This window comes from Vibrio sp. 10N.286.51.B11, from assembly GCF_041469245.1.
GTDB lineage: Bacteria > Pseudomonadota > Gammaproteobacteria > Enterobacterales > Vibrionaceae > Vibrio > Vibrio crassostreae_C.
The window spans coordinates 69,786-87,257 of record NZ_JBFRKI010000019.1; the positions used below are offsets into that span (position 1 = coordinate 69,786).

General features: G+C 44.8%; 15 protein-coding genes. 5 read left to right on the forward strand and 10 right to left on the reverse strand.

Features of this window, described 5'->3' with window-relative positions; genetic code table 11:
* Positions 1 to 195: 195 nt before the first annotated feature.
* On the forward strand, positions 196 to 2,616 hold the full coding sequence (locus tag AB4154_RS10370; protein ID WP_372122897.1) for an ATP-binding protein: 2,421 nt from the start codon (positions 196 to 198) through the stop codon (positions 2,614 to 2,616).
* 154 nt (positions 2,617 to 2,770) lie between these two features.
* Here the strand turns inward: AB4154_RS10370 and groL are convergent, their stop codons facing one another.
* Complete coding sequence (gene groL / locus AB4154_RS10375) at positions 2,771 to 4,408, reverse strand: chaperonin GroEL (RefSeq protein ID WP_371722035.1); 1,638 nt, start codon at positions 4,406 to 4,408, stop codon at positions 2,771 to 2,773.
* 206 nt (positions 4,409 to 4,614) lie between these two features.
* Positions 4,615 to 4,905, reverse strand: coding sequence for a co-chaperone GroES (locus AB4154_RS10380; RefSeq protein WP_010433998.1), 291 nt, complete (start codon positions 4,903 to 4,905; stop codon positions 4,615 to 4,617).
* A 218-nt stretch (positions 4,906 to 5,123) separates the two neighbouring features.
* Here AB4154_RS10380 and AB4154_RS10385 point away from each other — a divergent pair, with 218 nt between their 5' ends.
* The 3 genes from AB4154_RS10385 to AB4154_RS10395 all read left to right on the forward strand — a co-directional run bounded on the left by AB4154_RS10385 (position 5,124) and on the right by AB4154_RS10395 (position 7,397).
* Complete coding sequence (locus tag AB4154_RS10385) at positions 5,124 to 6,473, forward strand: MATE family efflux transporter (RefSeq protein WP_065584506.1); 1,350 nt, start codon at positions 5,124 to 5,126, stop codon at positions 6,471 to 6,473.
* Between the two features lie 141 nt (positions 6,474 to 6,614).
* On the forward strand, positions 6,615 to 7,100 hold the full coding sequence (locus AB4154_RS10390; RefSeq protein ID WP_123953693.1) for a methylated-DNA--[protein]-cysteine S-methyltransferase: 486 nt from the start codon (positions 6,615 to 6,617) through the stop codon (positions 7,098 to 7,100).
* Between the two features lie 108 nt (positions 7,101 to 7,208).
* Positions 7,209 to 7,397, forward strand: coding sequence for a prevent-host-death protein (locus AB4154_RS10395; protein ID WP_372122899.1), 189 nt, complete (start codon positions 7,209 to 7,211; stop codon positions 7,395 to 7,397).
* A 15-nt stretch (positions 7,398 to 7,412) separates the two neighbouring features.
* Here AB4154_RS10395 and AB4154_RS10400 read toward each other — a convergent pair whose 3' ends face one another.
* The 3 genes from AB4154_RS10400 to gpmM form a co-directional block, all read right to left on the reverse strand.
* On the reverse strand, positions 7,413 to 7,736 hold the full coding sequence (locus tag AB4154_RS10400) for a nucleotidyltransferase family protein (protein ID WP_017063157.1): 324 nt from the start codon (positions 7,734 to 7,736) through the stop codon (positions 7,413 to 7,415).
* Entirely contained in the window at positions 7,726 to 8,172 is a 447-nt protein-coding gene (locus tag AB4154_RS10405; protein ID WP_372122901.1) for an HI0074 family nucleotidyltransferase substrate-binding subunit, read from the reverse strand. The genes AB4154_RS10400 and AB4154_RS10405 overlap by 11 nt, the downstream gene beginning before the upstream one ends.
* Before the next feature lie 348 nt (positions 8,173 to 8,520).
* Positions 8,521 to 10,053, reverse strand: a complete 1,533-nt coding sequence (gene gpmM, locus AB4154_RS10410; RefSeq protein ID WP_372122903.1) for a 2,3-bisphosphoglycerate-independent phosphoglycerate mutase — start codon at positions 10,051 to 10,053, stop codon at positions 8,521 to 8,523.
* Between the two features lie 350 nt (positions 10,054 to 10,403).
* Here gpmM and wecA point away from each other — a divergent pair, with 350 nt between their 5' ends.
* Complete coding sequence (wecA, locus tag AB4154_RS10415) at positions 10,404 to 11,468, forward strand: UDP-N-acetylglucosamine--undecaprenyl-phosphate N-acetylglucosaminephosphotransferase (RefSeq protein WP_372122906.1); 1,065 nt, start codon at positions 10,404 to 10,406, stop codon at positions 11,466 to 11,468.
* A gap of 156 nt (positions 11,469 to 11,624) precedes the next feature.
* On the opposite strand, the gene cysN is transcribed toward wecA, so the two are convergent.
* The 5 genes from cysN to AB4154_RS10440 all read right to left on the reverse strand — a co-directional run bounded on the left by cysN (position 11,625) and on the right by AB4154_RS10440 (position 17,467).
* Complete coding sequence (gene cysN / locus AB4154_RS10420) at positions 11,625 to 13,034, reverse strand: sulfate adenylyltransferase subunit CysN (RefSeq protein WP_372122908.1); 1,410 nt, start codon at positions 13,032 to 13,034, stop codon at positions 11,625 to 11,627.
* 144 nt (positions 13,035 to 13,178) lie between these two features.
* A complete protein-coding gene (locus tag AB4154_RS10425; RefSeq protein WP_372122910.1) occupies positions 13,179 to 14,141 on the reverse strand; it encodes a DHH family phosphoesterase in 963 nt (320 codons plus the stop codon).
* The gene (gene cysC, locus AB4154_RS10430; RefSeq protein ID WP_372122912.1) at positions 14,141 to 14,788 is read right to left on the reverse strand and encodes an adenylyl-sulfate kinase; all 648 of its coding nucleotides are present in this window, start codon (positions 14,786 to 14,788) and stop codon (positions 14,141 to 14,143) included. The genes AB4154_RS10425 and cysC overlap by 1 nt, the downstream gene beginning before the upstream one ends.
* Before the next feature lie 6 nt (positions 14,789 to 14,794).
* Positions 14,795 to 15,703: a sulfate adenylyltransferase subunit CysD gene (cysD, locus tag AB4154_RS10435; protein WP_372122972.1), complete on the reverse strand. Its 909-nt coding sequence runs from the start codon at positions 15,701 to 15,703 to the stop codon at positions 14,795 to 14,797.
* Positions 15,704 to 15,727: 24 nt separating this feature from the next.
* A complete protein-coding gene (locus tag AB4154_RS10440) occupies positions 15,728 to 17,467 on the reverse strand; it encodes an SLC13 family permease (protein ID WP_372122914.1) in 1,740 nt (579 codons plus the stop codon).
* Positions 17,468 to 17,472: the final 5 nt, after the last annotated feature.

A 17,472-nucleotide genomic window follows, 5' to 3' on the forward strand; every position in this document is an offset into this window, starting at 1 on the left:
AGGCGAGAAAATCAACATGTTTCACAAGCTTATAGCCCACACACTTATTGCCGCATCTAAAGCGATGTCATCCTAAAAAATTTATTGATAAAAGCTCAACAGACCTCAGGTATTCAAAAACTAATGTTCGTAAAATTCTGAAAATAAACTAAATTCTAATATAGGAATAGAACGATATGAAACAGTGGGAATAGCATGATTAAGGAACCTACGAATAAACAGACCATTAAAGCGATTATTTCGCGTGGTTTTTTGGCTATCGTGTTATTTTTAGGCCTCTATATCTATGTTAGCCATGCTCTGAAGAACAAAGAGCAGGACATGATTAATCTCCAGCTCAGTCTTTCTGAAGCTTATAGCGTTATGCTCTATGTCAGACGACAAGAGCAGCAGTTTGTTTCCACAAGGCAACCAGAGATTCAAGAACAACTCAATATAAAGCGAAGTCAGCTGATCGAAAAGCTGGCTGAGATCGATGGGAAAATCGTACGAAGCGACCTCAATATTTCTTTTAATTATGCCAAAGTTGTCGAGTATCTCGACGAGTACCACACCGCCTTTACATTATTAGCCCTTGAGTTAGTCAGCATACATGGCAAGAGGGACCAAATTGGGCTCATTGAGAAACTAAAAAATGCAGCGTTGACACTTGAGCGCTTCGTACATGAATCCAATAATGTGCAGCTTGAAGAATTGACTTTAGAAACACAAGATCTCATGTATCAGTTCTTTACCGATTTTGATCAGACAACATTAGATAAGATTGTCGATTCATTGTTCAAAATCCAAGATGAAATAGAACAGAATTCCCGAACGATCAGTGCATTAGCTTCGTTTAATAATTTTAAACGCCACTTTTGGCGATTGCAGCGAGGGTTAAAGAGTGTCGGGTACAGCTCTGATAGCGGCCTCAAAGGAGAACTCACCAGCAGTATTTATCATGTTGAAGATGAGCTCAACTTACTTTTCACCGAAACACCCAAGCAGATCGCAGAGAGCCTGACGCAGATAAAGTTGTACAGCTACTTATCGACAGCCGCATTAGGAGGGGTGACGTTACTGGTGCTGCTTTATGTTGTGTGGCGTGCCAGTCAACTTGAAACTCAATTGATTGTTTCACAAGAGAAAGCACGACAAGCAAACCGTGCAAAAAGTGCCTTTCTTGCCAATATGTCTCATGAGATACGGACACCGCTTAATGGCGTGATTGGTATGTCAGAAATACTGGCAGAAACCAAACTATCCGCAGAACAGAAAGACTGCCTTGGGACTATCTATACCTCTTCTCAAACCTTACTTATGTTGATCAACGATGTTCTCGATCTGTCCAAAATTGAGTCGGGTAAACTGGAAATTAATCCACATACGACAGACTTAAGAGAGCTGCTGTTTGATAGCGTGACTCTGATTTCTTCTAAAGCTTATCAAAAGCAGATTAAGTTGGAAGTTGAAATTGATGGCGAGCTCCCAGAGTACATTCATGTTGATGGGAATAAAATTCGCCAAGTGTTGATGAATTTAGCCTCAAATGCGATCAAATTTACAGAACAAGGCTCTATCGTATTCACCGCTAAACGGCTTCCATCATTGGAAACAGAGTGTGTGGTCGAGTTTTCTGTTCGAGATACGGGTATTGGTATCGCAGCAGACCAACAAGAGCACATTTTCAAAGCGTTTTGCCAAGAAGATACCAACATCACCTCCAATATTGCGGGGACCGGATTAGGGCTTAGTATTTCGTCACGTATGGTGGAAATGATGGGAGGCTCGATAAACGTTGAGTCAGAGAAAGACGTGGGCAGTTGCTTTCATTTCCAATTAGCCGTAGTGCCATCAGATCATTCTGAACATAAAAATCGTAAACAAACCGTTGTCTATTATTCAGATGCGCCATCGAAACTTTTACTCGATGACTTGTTCCGCCTTGGTTACTCACCACAACTAAAATCAATCGAAACAAACTTGGCGGCAACTGACCTCCCAGAGATCGCTTTGATGGAAGATATTAACCAAGCCAAAACACTGCATCGCTTAGCACCAGAGGTGAAAATCATCATAGTGAAAGATAATCTTAGTGATCCTATGAGTGAGTGTCATTTTATCTCAGGCTATGTGACTCTTCCTATGCTCGGTTCCCGCTTAAGTAGCATGTTGAACTCCGTGCTTGAAAGGTCACAGCCACAACCCCCTCAACATCAACCTGAGCCGATAGAAGCGACTGTACGTCAAAAAGTCCTCGTAGTTGAAGATAACCGCGTAAACCAGAAGGTGGTATGTATCAATTTAGATAAGTTAGGGATTGAATATTGGGTTGCCAATGATGGACAAGAAGCGATTGATTTATATAAAGGGCATCATCAAGACATCGGCCTTATCTTGATGGACTGCATGATGCCGAATGTAGATGGCTTTGAGGCAACAGAGCGAATCAGGCGCTATGAAGAAAACCTGCAACTTCAGGCAACACATATCCTCGCTTTAACGGCATCCGTGCTCGATGATGATATTAAACGTTGCTTCGAGTGTGGAATGAACGATTATCTTCCAAAACCATTTAAGCGTGACATGATGCTGCAAAAAATTGATGAACAACAGTTTACGCACAAGGCAGGCTGACCAAGGAGCTTTGGAAAAAAGGGTGATGGTGAAGCTGAAATACAGATACGGGATGCGAATAAATAAGACTTTAAGAGCAAAAAAAACGGAGACCGAAGTCTCCGTTTTCTAAAGCTTATGTGTGACTTTCTCTGCTATAGAGAAAGGGGGATGATTACATCATGCCACCCATACCGCCCATGCCACCCATATCAGGCATTGCAGGGCCAGAATCTTGTGGCTTATCAGTGATCATCGCTTCTGTTGTGATCATAAGACCAGCAACTGACGCTGCGAACTGAAGTGCAGAGCGAGTTACCTTAGTTGGATCTAAGATACCCATAGCAATCATGTCGCCGTATTCGCCAGTCGCCGCGTTGTAACCGTAGTTACCTTCGCCAGCACGAACGTTGTTAGCAACAACAGATTCTTCATCACCTGCGTTCTTCGTGATTTGACGGATAGGCGCTTCCATTGCACGTAGTGCAACACGGATACCGACGTTTTGCTCTTCGTTGTCGCCTTCAAGGCCAGCAACTTTAGATGCAGCGCGGATAAGTGCAACACCACCACCAGCAACCACACCCTCTTCAACGGCAGCGCGAGTTGCGTGAAGTGCATCTTCAACGCGGTCTTTCTTCTCTTTCATCTCAACTTCAGTTGCAGCGCCCACTTTGATTACTGCAACACCGCCAGCTAGCTTAGCTACGCGCTCTTGAAGTTTCTCTTTGTCGTAGTCAGACGTTGCATCTTCGATTTGTTGACGGATTTGAGAAACACGACCTTGGATCATTGTTTCTTCGCCCGCGCCATCGATGATGGTTGAGTTTTCTTTAGTGATAGTTACACGCTTAGCTTGACCTAGGTCTTCTAGCGTTACTTTCTCTAGGTCTAGGCCGATCTCTTCAGAGATAACCGTACCGCCCGTTAGGATAGCGATATCTTGTAGCATAGACTTACGACGGTCACCGAAACCAGGCGCTTTAACAGCAGCCACTTTAACGATGCCACGCATGTTGTTCACAACTAGAGTTGCAAGCGCTTCGCCTTCTACATCTTCAGCGATGATAAGAAGTGGACGAGATGCCTTAGCAACTGCTTCTAGAGTCGGAAGAAGTTCACGGATGTTCGAAACTTTCTTGTCGATAAGAAGAATGAATGGGCTTTCTAGATCAACAGAACCCGCTTCTTGGTTGTTGATGAAGTAAGGAGATAGGTAACCACGGTCGAACTGCATACCTTCAACTACGTCTAGCTCGTCTTGTAGAGCCTGACCTTCTTCAACCGTGATTACGCCATCACGACCTACTTTTTCCATCGCTTCAGCAATGATGTTACCTACTGTCGAATCAGAGTTCGCAGAGATAGTACCTACTTGCGCGATAGCTTTTGTATCTGCACATGGAACAGAAAGGCCTTTTAGCTCTTCAACTGCAGCGATAACTGCTTTGTCGATACCGCGCTTAAGATCCATTGGATTCATGCCAGCAGCAACGGCTTTTAAGCCTTCAGTGATGATTGCTTGAGCAAGAACTGTTGCTGTAGTCGTACCGTCGCCCGCCGCGTCATTCGCTTGCGAAGCCACTTCTTTAACCATTTGCGCGCCCATGTTTTGGAACTTGTCTTCAAGTTCGATTTCACGTGCAACTGAAACACCATCTTTAGTGATCGTTGGTGCGCCAAATGATTTGTCTAGAACAACGTTACGGCCTTTAGGACCTAGCGTTACTTTTACTGCGTCAGCCAGAACGTTTACACCTTCTAGCATTTTAATACGTGCGTCATTACCAAATTTAACGTCTTTAGCAGCCATCTTAATTTCCTTTCAAATTCTTTGTTTCGGGGCGTCTCAGCGTTATCGCGTCATTCTGAACAGTGAGGGACGAACGTGATTCAGAATCTACTCAAATCGCACTCTGTTTAGATTCCAGATAATTCGTTCCTCATTTCTGGAATGACGATATGAATCATCCAATACTGGCTCTGATAACTTTTACTGAGAGTTAAATGAAAAATAGATTACTCGACGATCGCCATGATGTCGTTTTCAGACATAATCAGAACTTCTTTGCCGTCGATTTTTTCAGTTTTCGTGCCGTAACCTTCAGCAAAGATAACGGTATCGCCAACTTTTACGTCCAACGGTTGCACTGAACCGTTTTCTAGAATGCGGCCTTTGCCGACAGCTAGAATGATACCGCGAGTCGATTTTTCTGCGGCAGAACCAGTTAGAACGATGCCACCAGCAGATTTAGATTCAACTTCTTGGCGCTCAACGATAACTCGGTCATGTAGAGGACGGATATTCATCGGTCTTATCTCCTGATAATTTCCATTTAAATTTTGATAGTTGCCACGATTAGCGTGGGTCAAACAATATGTTGGGGGCGATGTGAAAGATCCCAAGGGGGGAACGAAAAAATTGTGAGCTAAAGTGCAGATTCTCACCCCTCATCTTTCCCTGCTTTTCGTTTACTCGTATCCCGCATCTGTTTATCCTACGCTTTTGGTTTCTATCGGCGTTTTGCATGCAAGATAAGCACGGGCTATTAACTGCCCCAATTGAGAGTACATTGCGTACCATGACCATACCGACCATATTCGGTATGGTGGCGATCTTGATGTTTAACTTGGTCGATACCTTCTTTATCTCACTGCTCGGCACACAAGCACTTGCAGCAGTGAGCTTTACCTTTCCAGTTACCTTTGCGATTAACTGCATCACCATGGGGATTGGCATTGGCTTATCGACATGTATCGGTCGATTGCTTGGCCAAGGCAGCGCACAAAATGCAGCACGCTTTACCTGTCATGGCTTATTGCTGGCTCTGCTTCTGGTCGGCTGCGCGTCTACATTAGGTATTATCGCCTTAGAACCTATGTTTACCCTGCTAGGAGCAAAGCAAGAGTTGTTGCCGCTGATATCGGAATACATGTCGGTGTGGTATCTCGCGATCCCATTTTTGGTCATCCCCATGGCAGGCAACAGCGCCATTCGTGCCAGCGGCGATACTAAAACACCCGCCAAGATTATGCTACTGGCTGGCCTTATCAATGGCGTTTTAGATCCGCTACTCATCTTCGGGTATGGGCCTTTTCCTGAACTGGGGATTCAAGGCGCTGCGATTGCCAGTGGTTTCAGTTGGTTTGGTGCTTTGTGTGGCTCACTCTACGTATTGATGGTGCGAGAAAAACTGCTTGCGCCGCCTAAGCTGACAAACATCGTCAGTGACTGGCGACAGATCTTAAAAATAGGCACCCCAGCGGCTTTGTCTAACGCTCTGAACCCACTTGCCGGCGCTATCATCATGATGATGCTGGCCAAACAAGGGACTGAAGCCGTGGCGGCGTATGGCGCAGCGCAACGTATCGAGTCCATTCTTATCATTGTGTTGATGTCTCTTACTTCGGCGCTTACGCCTTTCATGGCGCAGAACTTTGGCGCAAACAACCCACAACGCAGTTTTAAGGCACTGTTTCTGAGTATGCGTTTTGCTGTGATGTTCCAAGGTTTGATTTTCTTAATGATGGTGCCGTTGAGCATTCCTTTGGCTGCCCTGTTCTCTCAAGAAGAATCCGTCCGAGGCATATTGTGGCATTACCTGTTAGTCGTGCCCTTTAGCTATGGATTCCAAGGCATTGTGATGATGCTGATCAGTGGGATGAATGCCATGCATCAACCACTCAAAGCCTTTCAATGGAGCTTCATGCGTTTGTTTGTCTTTACCTTGCCATTCGCTTGGATAGGCAGCCAAATTGATGGTGTCGAAGGGCTGTTTATAGGCTTAGCCTTGGGGAACATTGTCGGCGGTATTTCAGGGTACTTGTTTGCGCTTCGTGTAAGGGGTAAAGCAGATGCGGGATACGAAAAGATATAAGAGCAGATACGGGATGCGAAAAGATATAAGAGCAGATACGAGATGCGAGTAACCGGGATGCGAAAAGATTTAAGAGATTAAGAGCAGTTACGAGATTCGAAGAGCTTGAGAGCAGAAAAAGACTAAAAAAAGGAAGATGACATGGAAGACACCACTTACAAAATGCTTTATGACGCACCAATTGGCAAGATGATCATTGTTAGCAATGGTGTGTCGCTTATTGAAATTGACCATATAAATCACGAAGAGCTAATGATTAGCAATCCAGATGACCTTTGCCAACTGGCAGCGAAACAGTTAGATGAGTACTTCGCAGGTCATCGAATAGAATTCGATTTGCCATTAAGAGCGATAAAAGGCACTGACTTTCAAAAAGTAGCTTGGCAAGCTTTAACAACCATTCCTTATGGCGAAACCATCAGTTACGGTGAACAAGCGAAAATAATGGATAACCCAAAAGCAGTAAGAGCTGTGGGTGGTGCAAATGGCAAGAACCCATTTAGTATTGTTGTGCCTTGCCATAGAGTCATCGGCGCGAATGGAACATTAACCGGCTACACCGGCGGTATGAATCGTAAAGAGTGGTTGTTAGATTTTGAGCGTTCGATCTTAAATAAAAAGAAGTAAACCTTATCTCACTAGATCAATAATATAAAATTTCGCCATCAAGAAGCGCCATTATCACCAGACAACATATAGTCTATATTTAAAATTTCATACAAAGAGGTGATGGTAATGTCCACTGATACGATTAAATCTTATGAAGATCGAAAGCGTAGAGGTGGAGCTATAGCGCTAATGAAACTATTATCGTTTTCTATTGATGATAAAAAACATGACCGAGTCAATTCAGGTACTCAGATTCGAGATAAACTGGCAAAACGTAAACAATCGGTTCAAGAATCAACATCACCGTTACGCTGATAATAATACGTTCGGTTACTTTAGTTTAATCCCATAAGTGTCAATATGGGCAAGTAACTCGCTTGATGTAATTCTATGCTTAACGAGCAAGTCAACCTTGAATGGAAGCGACGACTGTTCTAAACGATCTTGCAAGCCTGCGACGACACTTAACGAAATCCCATGCCCCTCGATAACAATATCGATGTCGGAGTTATCTTTATAAGTTCCAAGGGCTCTAGAACCGAATACCCAGGCATGAATGACTGCGGCATGACTCAAAACAATATCCTCAATCAACTGATACTGATGAGGCTTAAGGCCGACCGAGTCTGGTTTAACCAAATAACTATCGATCACATTTAACCTCTTGTTCGCATTGACCCTCTTGATCACATTTAAGCTTTAAATAGAGTGTGACTTGCCCTATCACTGATGAAAATGACTCTAAGATCAGTGACTTAGCTTCAAGGACATTTTCCTCATCATAGGTGTGGGACAATAAATTTCGTTTTATGAGTGCTTCAAGCATAATCTCACACTGCTCCGAAGACAGGTGCTTAGCTTCTAAGGCCGTACGAAAAACGCTCCTCGGCGAAGCCACATCAAACCCTTCAAACTCAAGTAAGTCTTTAAGGGTCTTCCATGTCAGTTCGAAAGAAAATTCAAAAGTTTGTACTAACCCAGCGAGCTCTAACTCATTGTAGCTATCTTGTGAGCACGCTCTCTCAAGCCTTTGCTGCGCTTTCATTAAGTTTTGCAGTCGTTGCTTCCAGCGGTCTGGGTTTGAGTTCATATAAACAGCCTAGAGATAAGGTAAAAGATAAGTATAGTATGAGCCTTAAGCTACCTAATCATTCAAGCAATGTCACTCTTTCGATATTCATCAAGACTGTTCTTTTCGTCTTTTGTTTAAGGTCGTGCCCTTATGTTCTCCCCTGCATGTTTTTCTTACCCAATACCTGTCCTTAAGCTCTTCGCTACTCGTTTACCCGTATCTCACATCACGCATCCGTTCTTAAGCTCTTCTCATCTCGCTTACTCGTATCTCACATCTATAAAAAAGCCCGCACTTTTAAGTGCGGGCTTTCAAAATCGTTAAAGCTCAGTGAGCCGCTGAGCCAAACAACTATTTAACTACTGACTATTTAACGATCACATCACCTGACATTTCTGCCGGGATTGCGATACCAGACAGAGAAAGCATCGTTGGTGCTAAGTCAGACAGTTTACCGCCCTCTTTGAACTCAACGTCTTTGCTACCTACGTAGATAAGTGGCACTGGTAGGTTAGTGTGCGCCGTGTGGATGCCGCCCGTTTCTGGGTTTACCATCATTTCCGCGTTACCATGGTCAGCTGTGATAAGCAGTTGGCCATCGGCTTCTTTAATTGCTTCAACCACTTTACCCAGACATTCGTCTAGCGACTCTACCGCTTTAACCGCTGCATCATAAACGCCAGTGTGGCCAACCATGTCACAGTTAGGGAAGTTACAAACGATCGCGTCGTATTTACCACCTTTGATTGCTGCAACTAGCTTTTCAGTTAGCTCTGGTGCACTCATTTCTGGCTGTAGGTCGTAAGTTGCTACTTTTGGAGAAGCAACAAGTTGACGCTCTTCGCCTTCAAACTCGTCTTCGATACCACCATTGAAGAAGAACGTCACGTGTGCGTATTTCTCTGTTTCAGAGATACGTAGCTGCGTTTTACCTTCCTTCGATAGCCATTCACCGTAAGTGTTCTCTAGAGAAGCCGGTGGGAATGCACATAGAAGCGGGATGTCTGCTGCGTATTGAGTCAGCATCACGAAATCGATCGCTGGGAATACGTTACGAGCAAAACCATCGAAATCAGGAACGAACGCACGTGTGATTTCACGAGCACGGTCGGCACGGTAGTTCATGAAGATAACCGCATCGCCATCAACGATAGCGGCAGACTCTTCGCCTTCTGCTTTGATTTCAGTCGCTTTTACAAACTCATCGTTTTCATCACGAGCGTAAGCCGCTTCTAGGCCAGCAACCGCTGTATCAAACGTGAATTCTGCTTTTGCTTGAGTCAGCAGGTCGTAAGACTCTTGAACGCGATCCCAGTTGTTATCACGGTCCATTGCGTAGTAACGACCAATAAGCGAAGCCACACGGCCTTTGCCTAGCTTAGCGAACAGTTCTTGGAAACGTGCCAGTGTGTTTTCTGCGCTACGTGGCGGCGTATCACGGCCGTCTAGGAATGCGTGTAGGTAGATTTTCTCTGCGCCACGTTCTGCTGCCATTTCAACAGCCGCGTAGATGTGATCTTCATGAGAGTGAACGCCACCTGGAGACATAAGGCCCATGATGTGAACCGCTTTCTCAGCTTTCACCGCTTTATCGATAGCGTTCACTAGCGTTTCAGTTTGGCCGAACTCACCATCTGAAATTGACTTAGTAATACGAGTAAGATCTTGGTATACCACGCGACCCGCACCAATGTTGGTGTGACCCACTTCAGAGTTACCCATTTGGCCATCAGGTAGGCCTACATCTAAGCCAGAAGCCGAGATTAGCGTGTTAGGTTGGTTAGCAATAAGACCGTCTAAAACTGGAGTATTAGCGTTCGCGATAGCGTTGTCTTGGTTGTCTTCACGGTAACCGTAACCGTCAAGGATCACTAGAGCCATTGGCTTCTTAGCTGACATAGGACTGACCTCGTTCAATTCAAAATAAATCGGTATAAAAACAAATTAGCGTAATTTTACTACAGTTTACAGTCAAAACTGTAGCGGAAGATCAAGAAAGGGCGCAGGTAGGATGATCGAATGTGAAAAAAAGCGTCATTTTGTGTTTAAGGGTCGCATAAACCTTGAGCAACAGTATTTAGGGAAATATCGCTGTCGTCATTCTGTATTAACACTGAGTTACATACTAAAACCCAATATCACACTCAAAAAACAACGAACAAAACATACTCAACTGAGTGTACAAATTGATGGTTTTAACGTAAGCTACACGCAAATAAAATTATCATAAAAACTGGCTAGAGTTCATTATGTTATTAGAGCTATCATTTGTTGGCTTCTTCTCCTTTTCCTCACTCTTTTTAATGAGAAAAGTGGCAAAATCCATTGGCTTAGTGGATAAACCGAATGAGAGAAAGTTACACACTGGTGCGATCCCATTGGTAGGTGGTATAGCGATCAGCTTAACCATTGGCCAATTCATCGTTACCCATCCAGACGTCATCCCGCATAGCCCACTCTTTTTAGCTTCTGTTATTGCTCTTATTATTATCGGGGCGCTTGATGACAAATTCGACATTAGCTTCAAAATACGACTGGTGGTGCAAGCAATTCTCTCCATCGGCATGATGTATTTCGCCGACATTCGATTAGATAACATTGGTAACCTGTTTGGTACTGGCGACCTGCATTTAGGCTTCCTGAGCCCTGTAGTAACCATACTCGCAGTGATTGGCGCGATTAACGCGTTCAATATGGTCGACGGCATTGATGGATTGTTAGGTGGGCTTGCTATTGTAACTTTTGGCGGTATCGCCGTTTTACTTCAAGTCGACAGCCAACATGGCTTAGCGTATTTATGCGTGGTGTTCATTGTCGCAACCATTCCTTATATCATGATGAATCTTGGTATTCTTGGGCGAGAGCGTAAGGTCTTTATGGGCGACGCTGGCAGCATGATGATTGGCTTTACTGTGATTTGGTTACTGCTGGGCGCAAGCCAAGATCCATCAGAAGCTATGATGAGACCAATAACTGCACTGTGGTTAATTGCTGTTCCGCTGATGGACATGGCTGCCATCATGTTCAGACGCGTACGCCGCGGTGACTCCCCTTTCAAGCCCGACAGAGAGCACCTACACCACATCTTCCAACGCCTTGGTTTTACATCGCGTCAAACGCTCGCCATCATTTGTGCTATCGCAAGTAGCTTCGCTGGCTTCGGTATCTACGGAGAGTTCCTAGAAATTGCTGAATCGACCATGTTCATCCTGTTTATGATTTGTTTTGCTTCATACACTGTAGCTATGAGCTATGTTTGGCGCATCACCAGCTGGATTAGAAGTTTGCGTAACCTTCCAGAAAAAGTCTACTAGTGATTAGAAGTGTATTAATAGTTTAGTTTCCAGAAAGCACGTTCAATGAACGAGCTTTCAAATCAAAACTTCTTAAGCTAAACGTAAAAAGGGCCCAATCTCGATATGAGATTGGGCCCTTTTGATTCAGTTACAATCTAAGTCAGTACTTTGAGATTATACCTCAGCACAACCCCACTCAGGGAAGTGCTTACGGACGTAGGCATTCAAGTCTTTTTCTGATGGAGAGTAGACTCGACCTTTTTCTTCTTTTTCATCCGATACCGATGCAACCATACCTGCTCCCACTGTCACATTATTATGACGATCAATCACAATGAATGAGCCCGTTTGTGGCAGTATTTGGTAAGTATCGACAGCGATCTTATCCGTCAATGTAATCTCAGACAAAGCAATCTCGTTAAGGTCTAACGTTTCGCTCTCTTTAGCGTGCTTCTCTAACGTATTGACATCAATCTTATGAGGGATACCAGTCACTTTACCAACGCAAGATTTGGTCGCGAATTTAAAGATGTACTCTTTGTGCGTACGCATCGGGTTCTCACCCATCCATACCACGTGTGCGTTCACTTTGTTGGTGACTTTCGGCTCATGGCCGTTGTGCACCAGCATATCACCGCGTGACACATCGATTTCATCTTCAAGGGTGATGGTAATAGCCTGTCCTGGGCGTGCAGTATCTAGCTCGCCATCAAAGGTGTAGATAGACTTAACACGAGAGGTCTTACCTGATGGTAGCGTAGTTACTTCATCACCCACTTGTACTAAACCAGATGCCAGCGTACCGCAGAAACCACGGAAATTTAGGTTAGGACGATTCACGTATTGCACTGGGAAGCGCATGTGCTCAAGGTCTTTGTCTTGGTCAACTTTCACCGTTTCAAGCAGCTTCATCAACGTTGCACCAGGGTACCAATCCATTGCTTCACTTGGCGTCACTACGTTGTCACCATTTAGTGCAGAAATAGGCACAAAGCGAATGTCGTCGATGTTGAAGTTTTTCGCCATCTCGCGGTAATCCGCTTTAATCTTCTGGTACACCTCTTGGCTGTACTCCATCAAGTCCATCTTGTTGATAGCCACAATAATGTGCTTAATGCCCAGCAGGCTACAGATGTAGCTGTGACGACGGGTTTGTGTTTGGATGCCGTGACGCGCATCAACCATCACAATCGCTAGATCACACGTAGACGCGCCTGTTACCATATTGCGGGTGTACTGCTCGTGTCCCGGAGTATCGGCAATGATGAACTTACGTTTGTCTGTTGAGAAATAGCGGTACGCCACATCAATAGTGATGCCCTGCTCGCGCTCTGATTGAAGACCGTCTACTAGTAGCGCTAAGTCGAAATCACCATCGGTGGTGTTGAATTTCTGAGAATCTTTCTCAATCGCCGCCATTTGGTCTTCGTAAATCAGCTTTGAGTCAAAAAGCAGACGACCAATCAGTGTGGATTTACCATCATCAACGTTACCGCAAGTCAGGAAACGCAATAAATCTTTATTTTCATGGACTTTCAGATACGCTTCGATGTCCGTTGCGATAAGCTCTGAGCTGTGAGACATGTCGTTCTCCTAATGTTCTTTATCGGGCATCAATGCCCTATGTAATTTGTTTGTCTATCAAAGTGTTCATGCTTTGATAATTTAGAGTGTGTGATCTCTAAGGTTCTGGAGTTGATGGTATCAACACCAGAATGACGTTCTTTTTTATTTGATGTAGTACGCTGACAGTGTATCGATGAACTTCTGTTTGTCATCGAGGGTGAGCGCATTAATGCCAGCTGCTGCTTTTCGACCACCACCGGTTGGAAACGATGAACAAATGTCATCCGCGCCCACACGATAACTCAGTGGTGCGCGTACGCTCACCGTGTAATCTTGGTGGTTTGCGTTGAGCGTTAATACCGCATGTGCCAATTCAAGGCTTTGGTTGGCTAGTTCATTGCCAAACACGCCACTGATGCGTCTTGCCCAGGCTTCACACGGCAGTTCAAACACTTTGCACTGCGTATCCGAGTGCGTTGGGGTAATGCTCAGCACTTGATTACGGTCTAGCGCGTAGCCTTTTTTCAGCGTGTGGTACGGCGAACTTTCATCATCTAAAAGCGATAACGGGTCAACGTAGGCCGTCAATTGCTGATAGAGCTTAGCGGGCTCAATGTGCAAGTCATTCAGCGTCGCGCCGTAACCGTTATAGTTAATCAACGTACCCAACTCTTTTAAGAACTCGGTTTCTGATTCAGTTAAGCCAATCTCTTGCGCCAGTTTTTCTGCAGAAGCAAACAGGTTATCACCAAACGCCGCCGCAACCGCCCATTTTGCGTGCTGCCCGCCTAGGCGCTCATTAATCAACAAGCTAGTACAAACTTCTGCGTCTAGATTGATTAACGCGTCTAGGTTATCTGACTGAGGGATATCGCCACTACGGTGATGGTCGCAATAAAACACTTTGATGTTGTTTTCTAGAAGCGCTTCGAGCTCTGGCAGGTTTTTCTCCATGGAGATATCCAGCGCGGTTACTGATTTAGCGTTGTTGATATCCACCTGCTTTAGCAATTTGATGTCACGCTTCACGCCAGTAATCAGTTTGGAGTCTTTCGGCTCAGCAAATCGCAACTGCAGCAACGCAATGATGCCATCAGCATCACCGTTAAATACGTCGTAATGCATTAGGCGCCCTCCCCTAGTTGAAGATAGCCTTTCCTTTCAAGCTCAGCCACAACAAAGTCAGCGCACGCTTCAATAGACAGGTCGGCAGTCTGTAGGTGGATTTCTGGGTTTAATGGCGCTTGGTATTCAGAGTCAATACCCGTGAAGTGTTTAATCTCACCGGCACGTGCTTTCTTGTAAAGCCCTTTAGGGTCGCGTGCTTCACACACCCCAAGCGGCGTATCCACAAACACTTCAAGAAACTCACCTTCGCTAACCAGTTCACGTACTTGCTGACGGTCAGAAACAAACGGAGAGATAAACGCGGTCAATACGATATTGCCCGCATCCACAAACAATTTCGCCACTTCACCGATTCGGCGAATGTTTTCAACGCGGTCGGCGTCTGAAAAACCTAGGTCTTTGTTCAAACCATGTCGCACATTGTCCCCATCTAATAGGTAGCTATACTTGCCTATTTGCAGCAATTTACTTTCAACGGCATTGGCAACGGTCGATTTACCTGAACCACTAAGGCCGGTAAACCAAAGTATCACTGGCTTCTGCCTTTTAAGCGCAACACGGTCTTCATGAGTCACAGTTGAGTTATGCCATACGACATCATCGCTCACCGAGTCATGGTCTTTGCGTTGGTATGGAGTCGTCATAGCGGTTTAAAAATACCCTTCACGTTTCTTCTTCTCCATTGAGCCAGAAGAATCGTGGTCAATGGCACGACCTTGACGCTCAGAGGTCGTGGTCAGCAGCATCTCTTGGATGATTTCAGGTAGGGTTGCTGCTTCAGATTCAACGGCGCCCGTTAACGGGTAACAGCCAAGGGTACGAAAACGCACCATCTTCTCTTCAACCACTTCGCCTTCTTTAAGCTCCATGCGCTCATCGTCTCTCATAATAAGCATGCCGTCACGCTCAATCACAGGGCGCTTGTCTGCTAGGTACAAACCTGGAATTTCGATGCTCTCTAGGTAGATGTACTGCCAGATGTCCAGCTCAGTCCAGTTTGATAGAGGGAACACACGAATGCTCTCGCCCTTATTCACTTTACCGTTGTACACATTCCACAGCTCAGGACGTTGGTTTTTCGGGTCCCAGCGGTGGTGCTCATCACGGAACGAATACACACGCTCTTTGGCGCGAGATTTCTCTTCATCACGACGTGCACCGCCAAACGCTGCATCGAAGCCGTGTTTGTCTAAAGCTTGCTTCAGACCTTGAGTTTTCATGATGTCAGTGTGTAGAGAGCTACCATGCTCGAATGGGCTGATGCCCATTTCCACGCCTTCAGGATTTTGATGCACAATCAACTTCATGCCGACTTTTTCAGCCATGTAATCACGAAACTCAATCATTTCTTTGAATTTCCACGTAGTGTCTACGTGCATAAGCGGAAAGGGTGGAATCGCGGGAGCAAACGCTTTTTGCGCAAGATGTAGCATCACAGAAGAATCTTTACCCACCGAATACAGCATCACTGGGTTATCAAACTCAGCCGCTACCTCACGCATAATATGAATGGACTCAGCTTCTAATTGCTTTAGGTGAGTCATGCGCTCTTGAGAAATGTTCATTTCAAAGAAATCCTTAATTTACAATCCAATAAAGGCGGGGATTGCGGTTAACACAATCGCGCCATAAAGCAGGCACATGGGTACGCCTACTTTGACAAAATCTTGCAGCTTGTACTGCCCAGCATTAAACACCATCAGGTTAGTTTGGTATCCATACGGGCTAATAAAACTCGCACTTGCACCAAAGGCAATAGCAAGTATAAAAGCTTGAGGGTTGGCTGATAAGCTTGACGCTAATTCAATACCTATCGGGAACACTAATGCCGCCGCCGCATTGTTAGTGACTAGCTCGGTCATCAGCCATGCCAACAAATACACCACCACAAGCCCAATAAACGGTGTGAACAAATGGTCATAAGAATGTACCATTGTTTCTAAGCTATCAAGCGCACCACTGTTAGCCAGCGCTTGAGAAAGCAATAATGCAGAGGAAATAATCAACCAAATGTTCTTTGGTATGCGCTGTAATACTTCATTGGCACTCAAGCAGCCAGAAAGTAGCAACAAACCAAGGAGAATGAGCATCACCTTAAACAGTGACACCACACCGACAGCAGCAAACACAATAGCAGCAAGAAAGCCACCTATTGCCAGTTTCTCCTTCCAGCCATCTAGGCAATGTTCGGTTTCTACTTCGCTCAATAAAAAGAAGTTCTTAGCAATGTTGTTACGAGCAGCATAATCCTCGCCCACTGCAAGCACTAAATAATCACCTGCTTGCAATTCTACGTCACCCAACTTACCACATAGCGCCTCACCATCGCGCTTAATCGCCACCACCGCTGCATCAAACAAGGCGCGAAAACCCGCATGCTTGAGTGTTTTGCCAATTAAGTGACTCTCAGGGCGAATCACCACCTCAGAAAGATTATCTAAGGGCAAACCAATATCACTGGCAAATAAAGACAACCCACCAAATTGAGTTAAAGTAGTGACCTTCTTAACATCGCCGCTAAACAGCAAACGATCGCCAGGCAGAATGACTTCCTGCGGTGTTACCGGGGATATCAGGCGCTTATTACGCAAGATTTCCACCAAGAATAATGACTCTAAGTGACGAAGACCATTTTGTTCTACAGACTTTCCTATTAGCTCTGAATCTGAGGCAACTTCAGTATCGATAATATAGTCGCGAATCTGAACTTGGTTCTTATCATACTCTGGCAATAATGGGCTTAATGCAAACAAAAGCATCCCACAGCCAAGCACCAAGCATAAGCCCACCGCGGTAAAGTCGAAAAACTTCAAACTGGGCAAACCAGAGTCGATAACCAAACTGTTTACTATTAAGTTCGTGGACGTACCAACTAAAGTTAAGGTCCCGCCTAGTATGGCCGCATAAGACAGAGGGATAAGTAGTTTACTGGCCTTGTGATGCGGGTTGTTGCGGATCGGTGCCAACATAGTTGAAACAACGGCTGTATTGTTCAATATTGCTGAAGATAAAGTAGTTAAACTAAATAACCTGAATAAGGTTGAGTAATAGTGAGGTCCAATCACATAGTTGGTAATCACCCGTAGGAGTTTTGTTTTTTCTAATGCCAGCGAACAAACCATTAGCAGCATCAAGGTGAGTAAGCCTTTATTTGAAAAACTTGAGATAACTTGCTCTGTCGTAACAAGAGAACAACTAAAAAGCACCAACAACAATATGCCAAACACTCTATCAGAGTGAGACTGAAAGCCTATCAAGCCGCAGACTGTTGCAATGAACAAACAAAATACCTGAACAGCAGGGGTCAGTAACCAATCAAGCAAAGTCA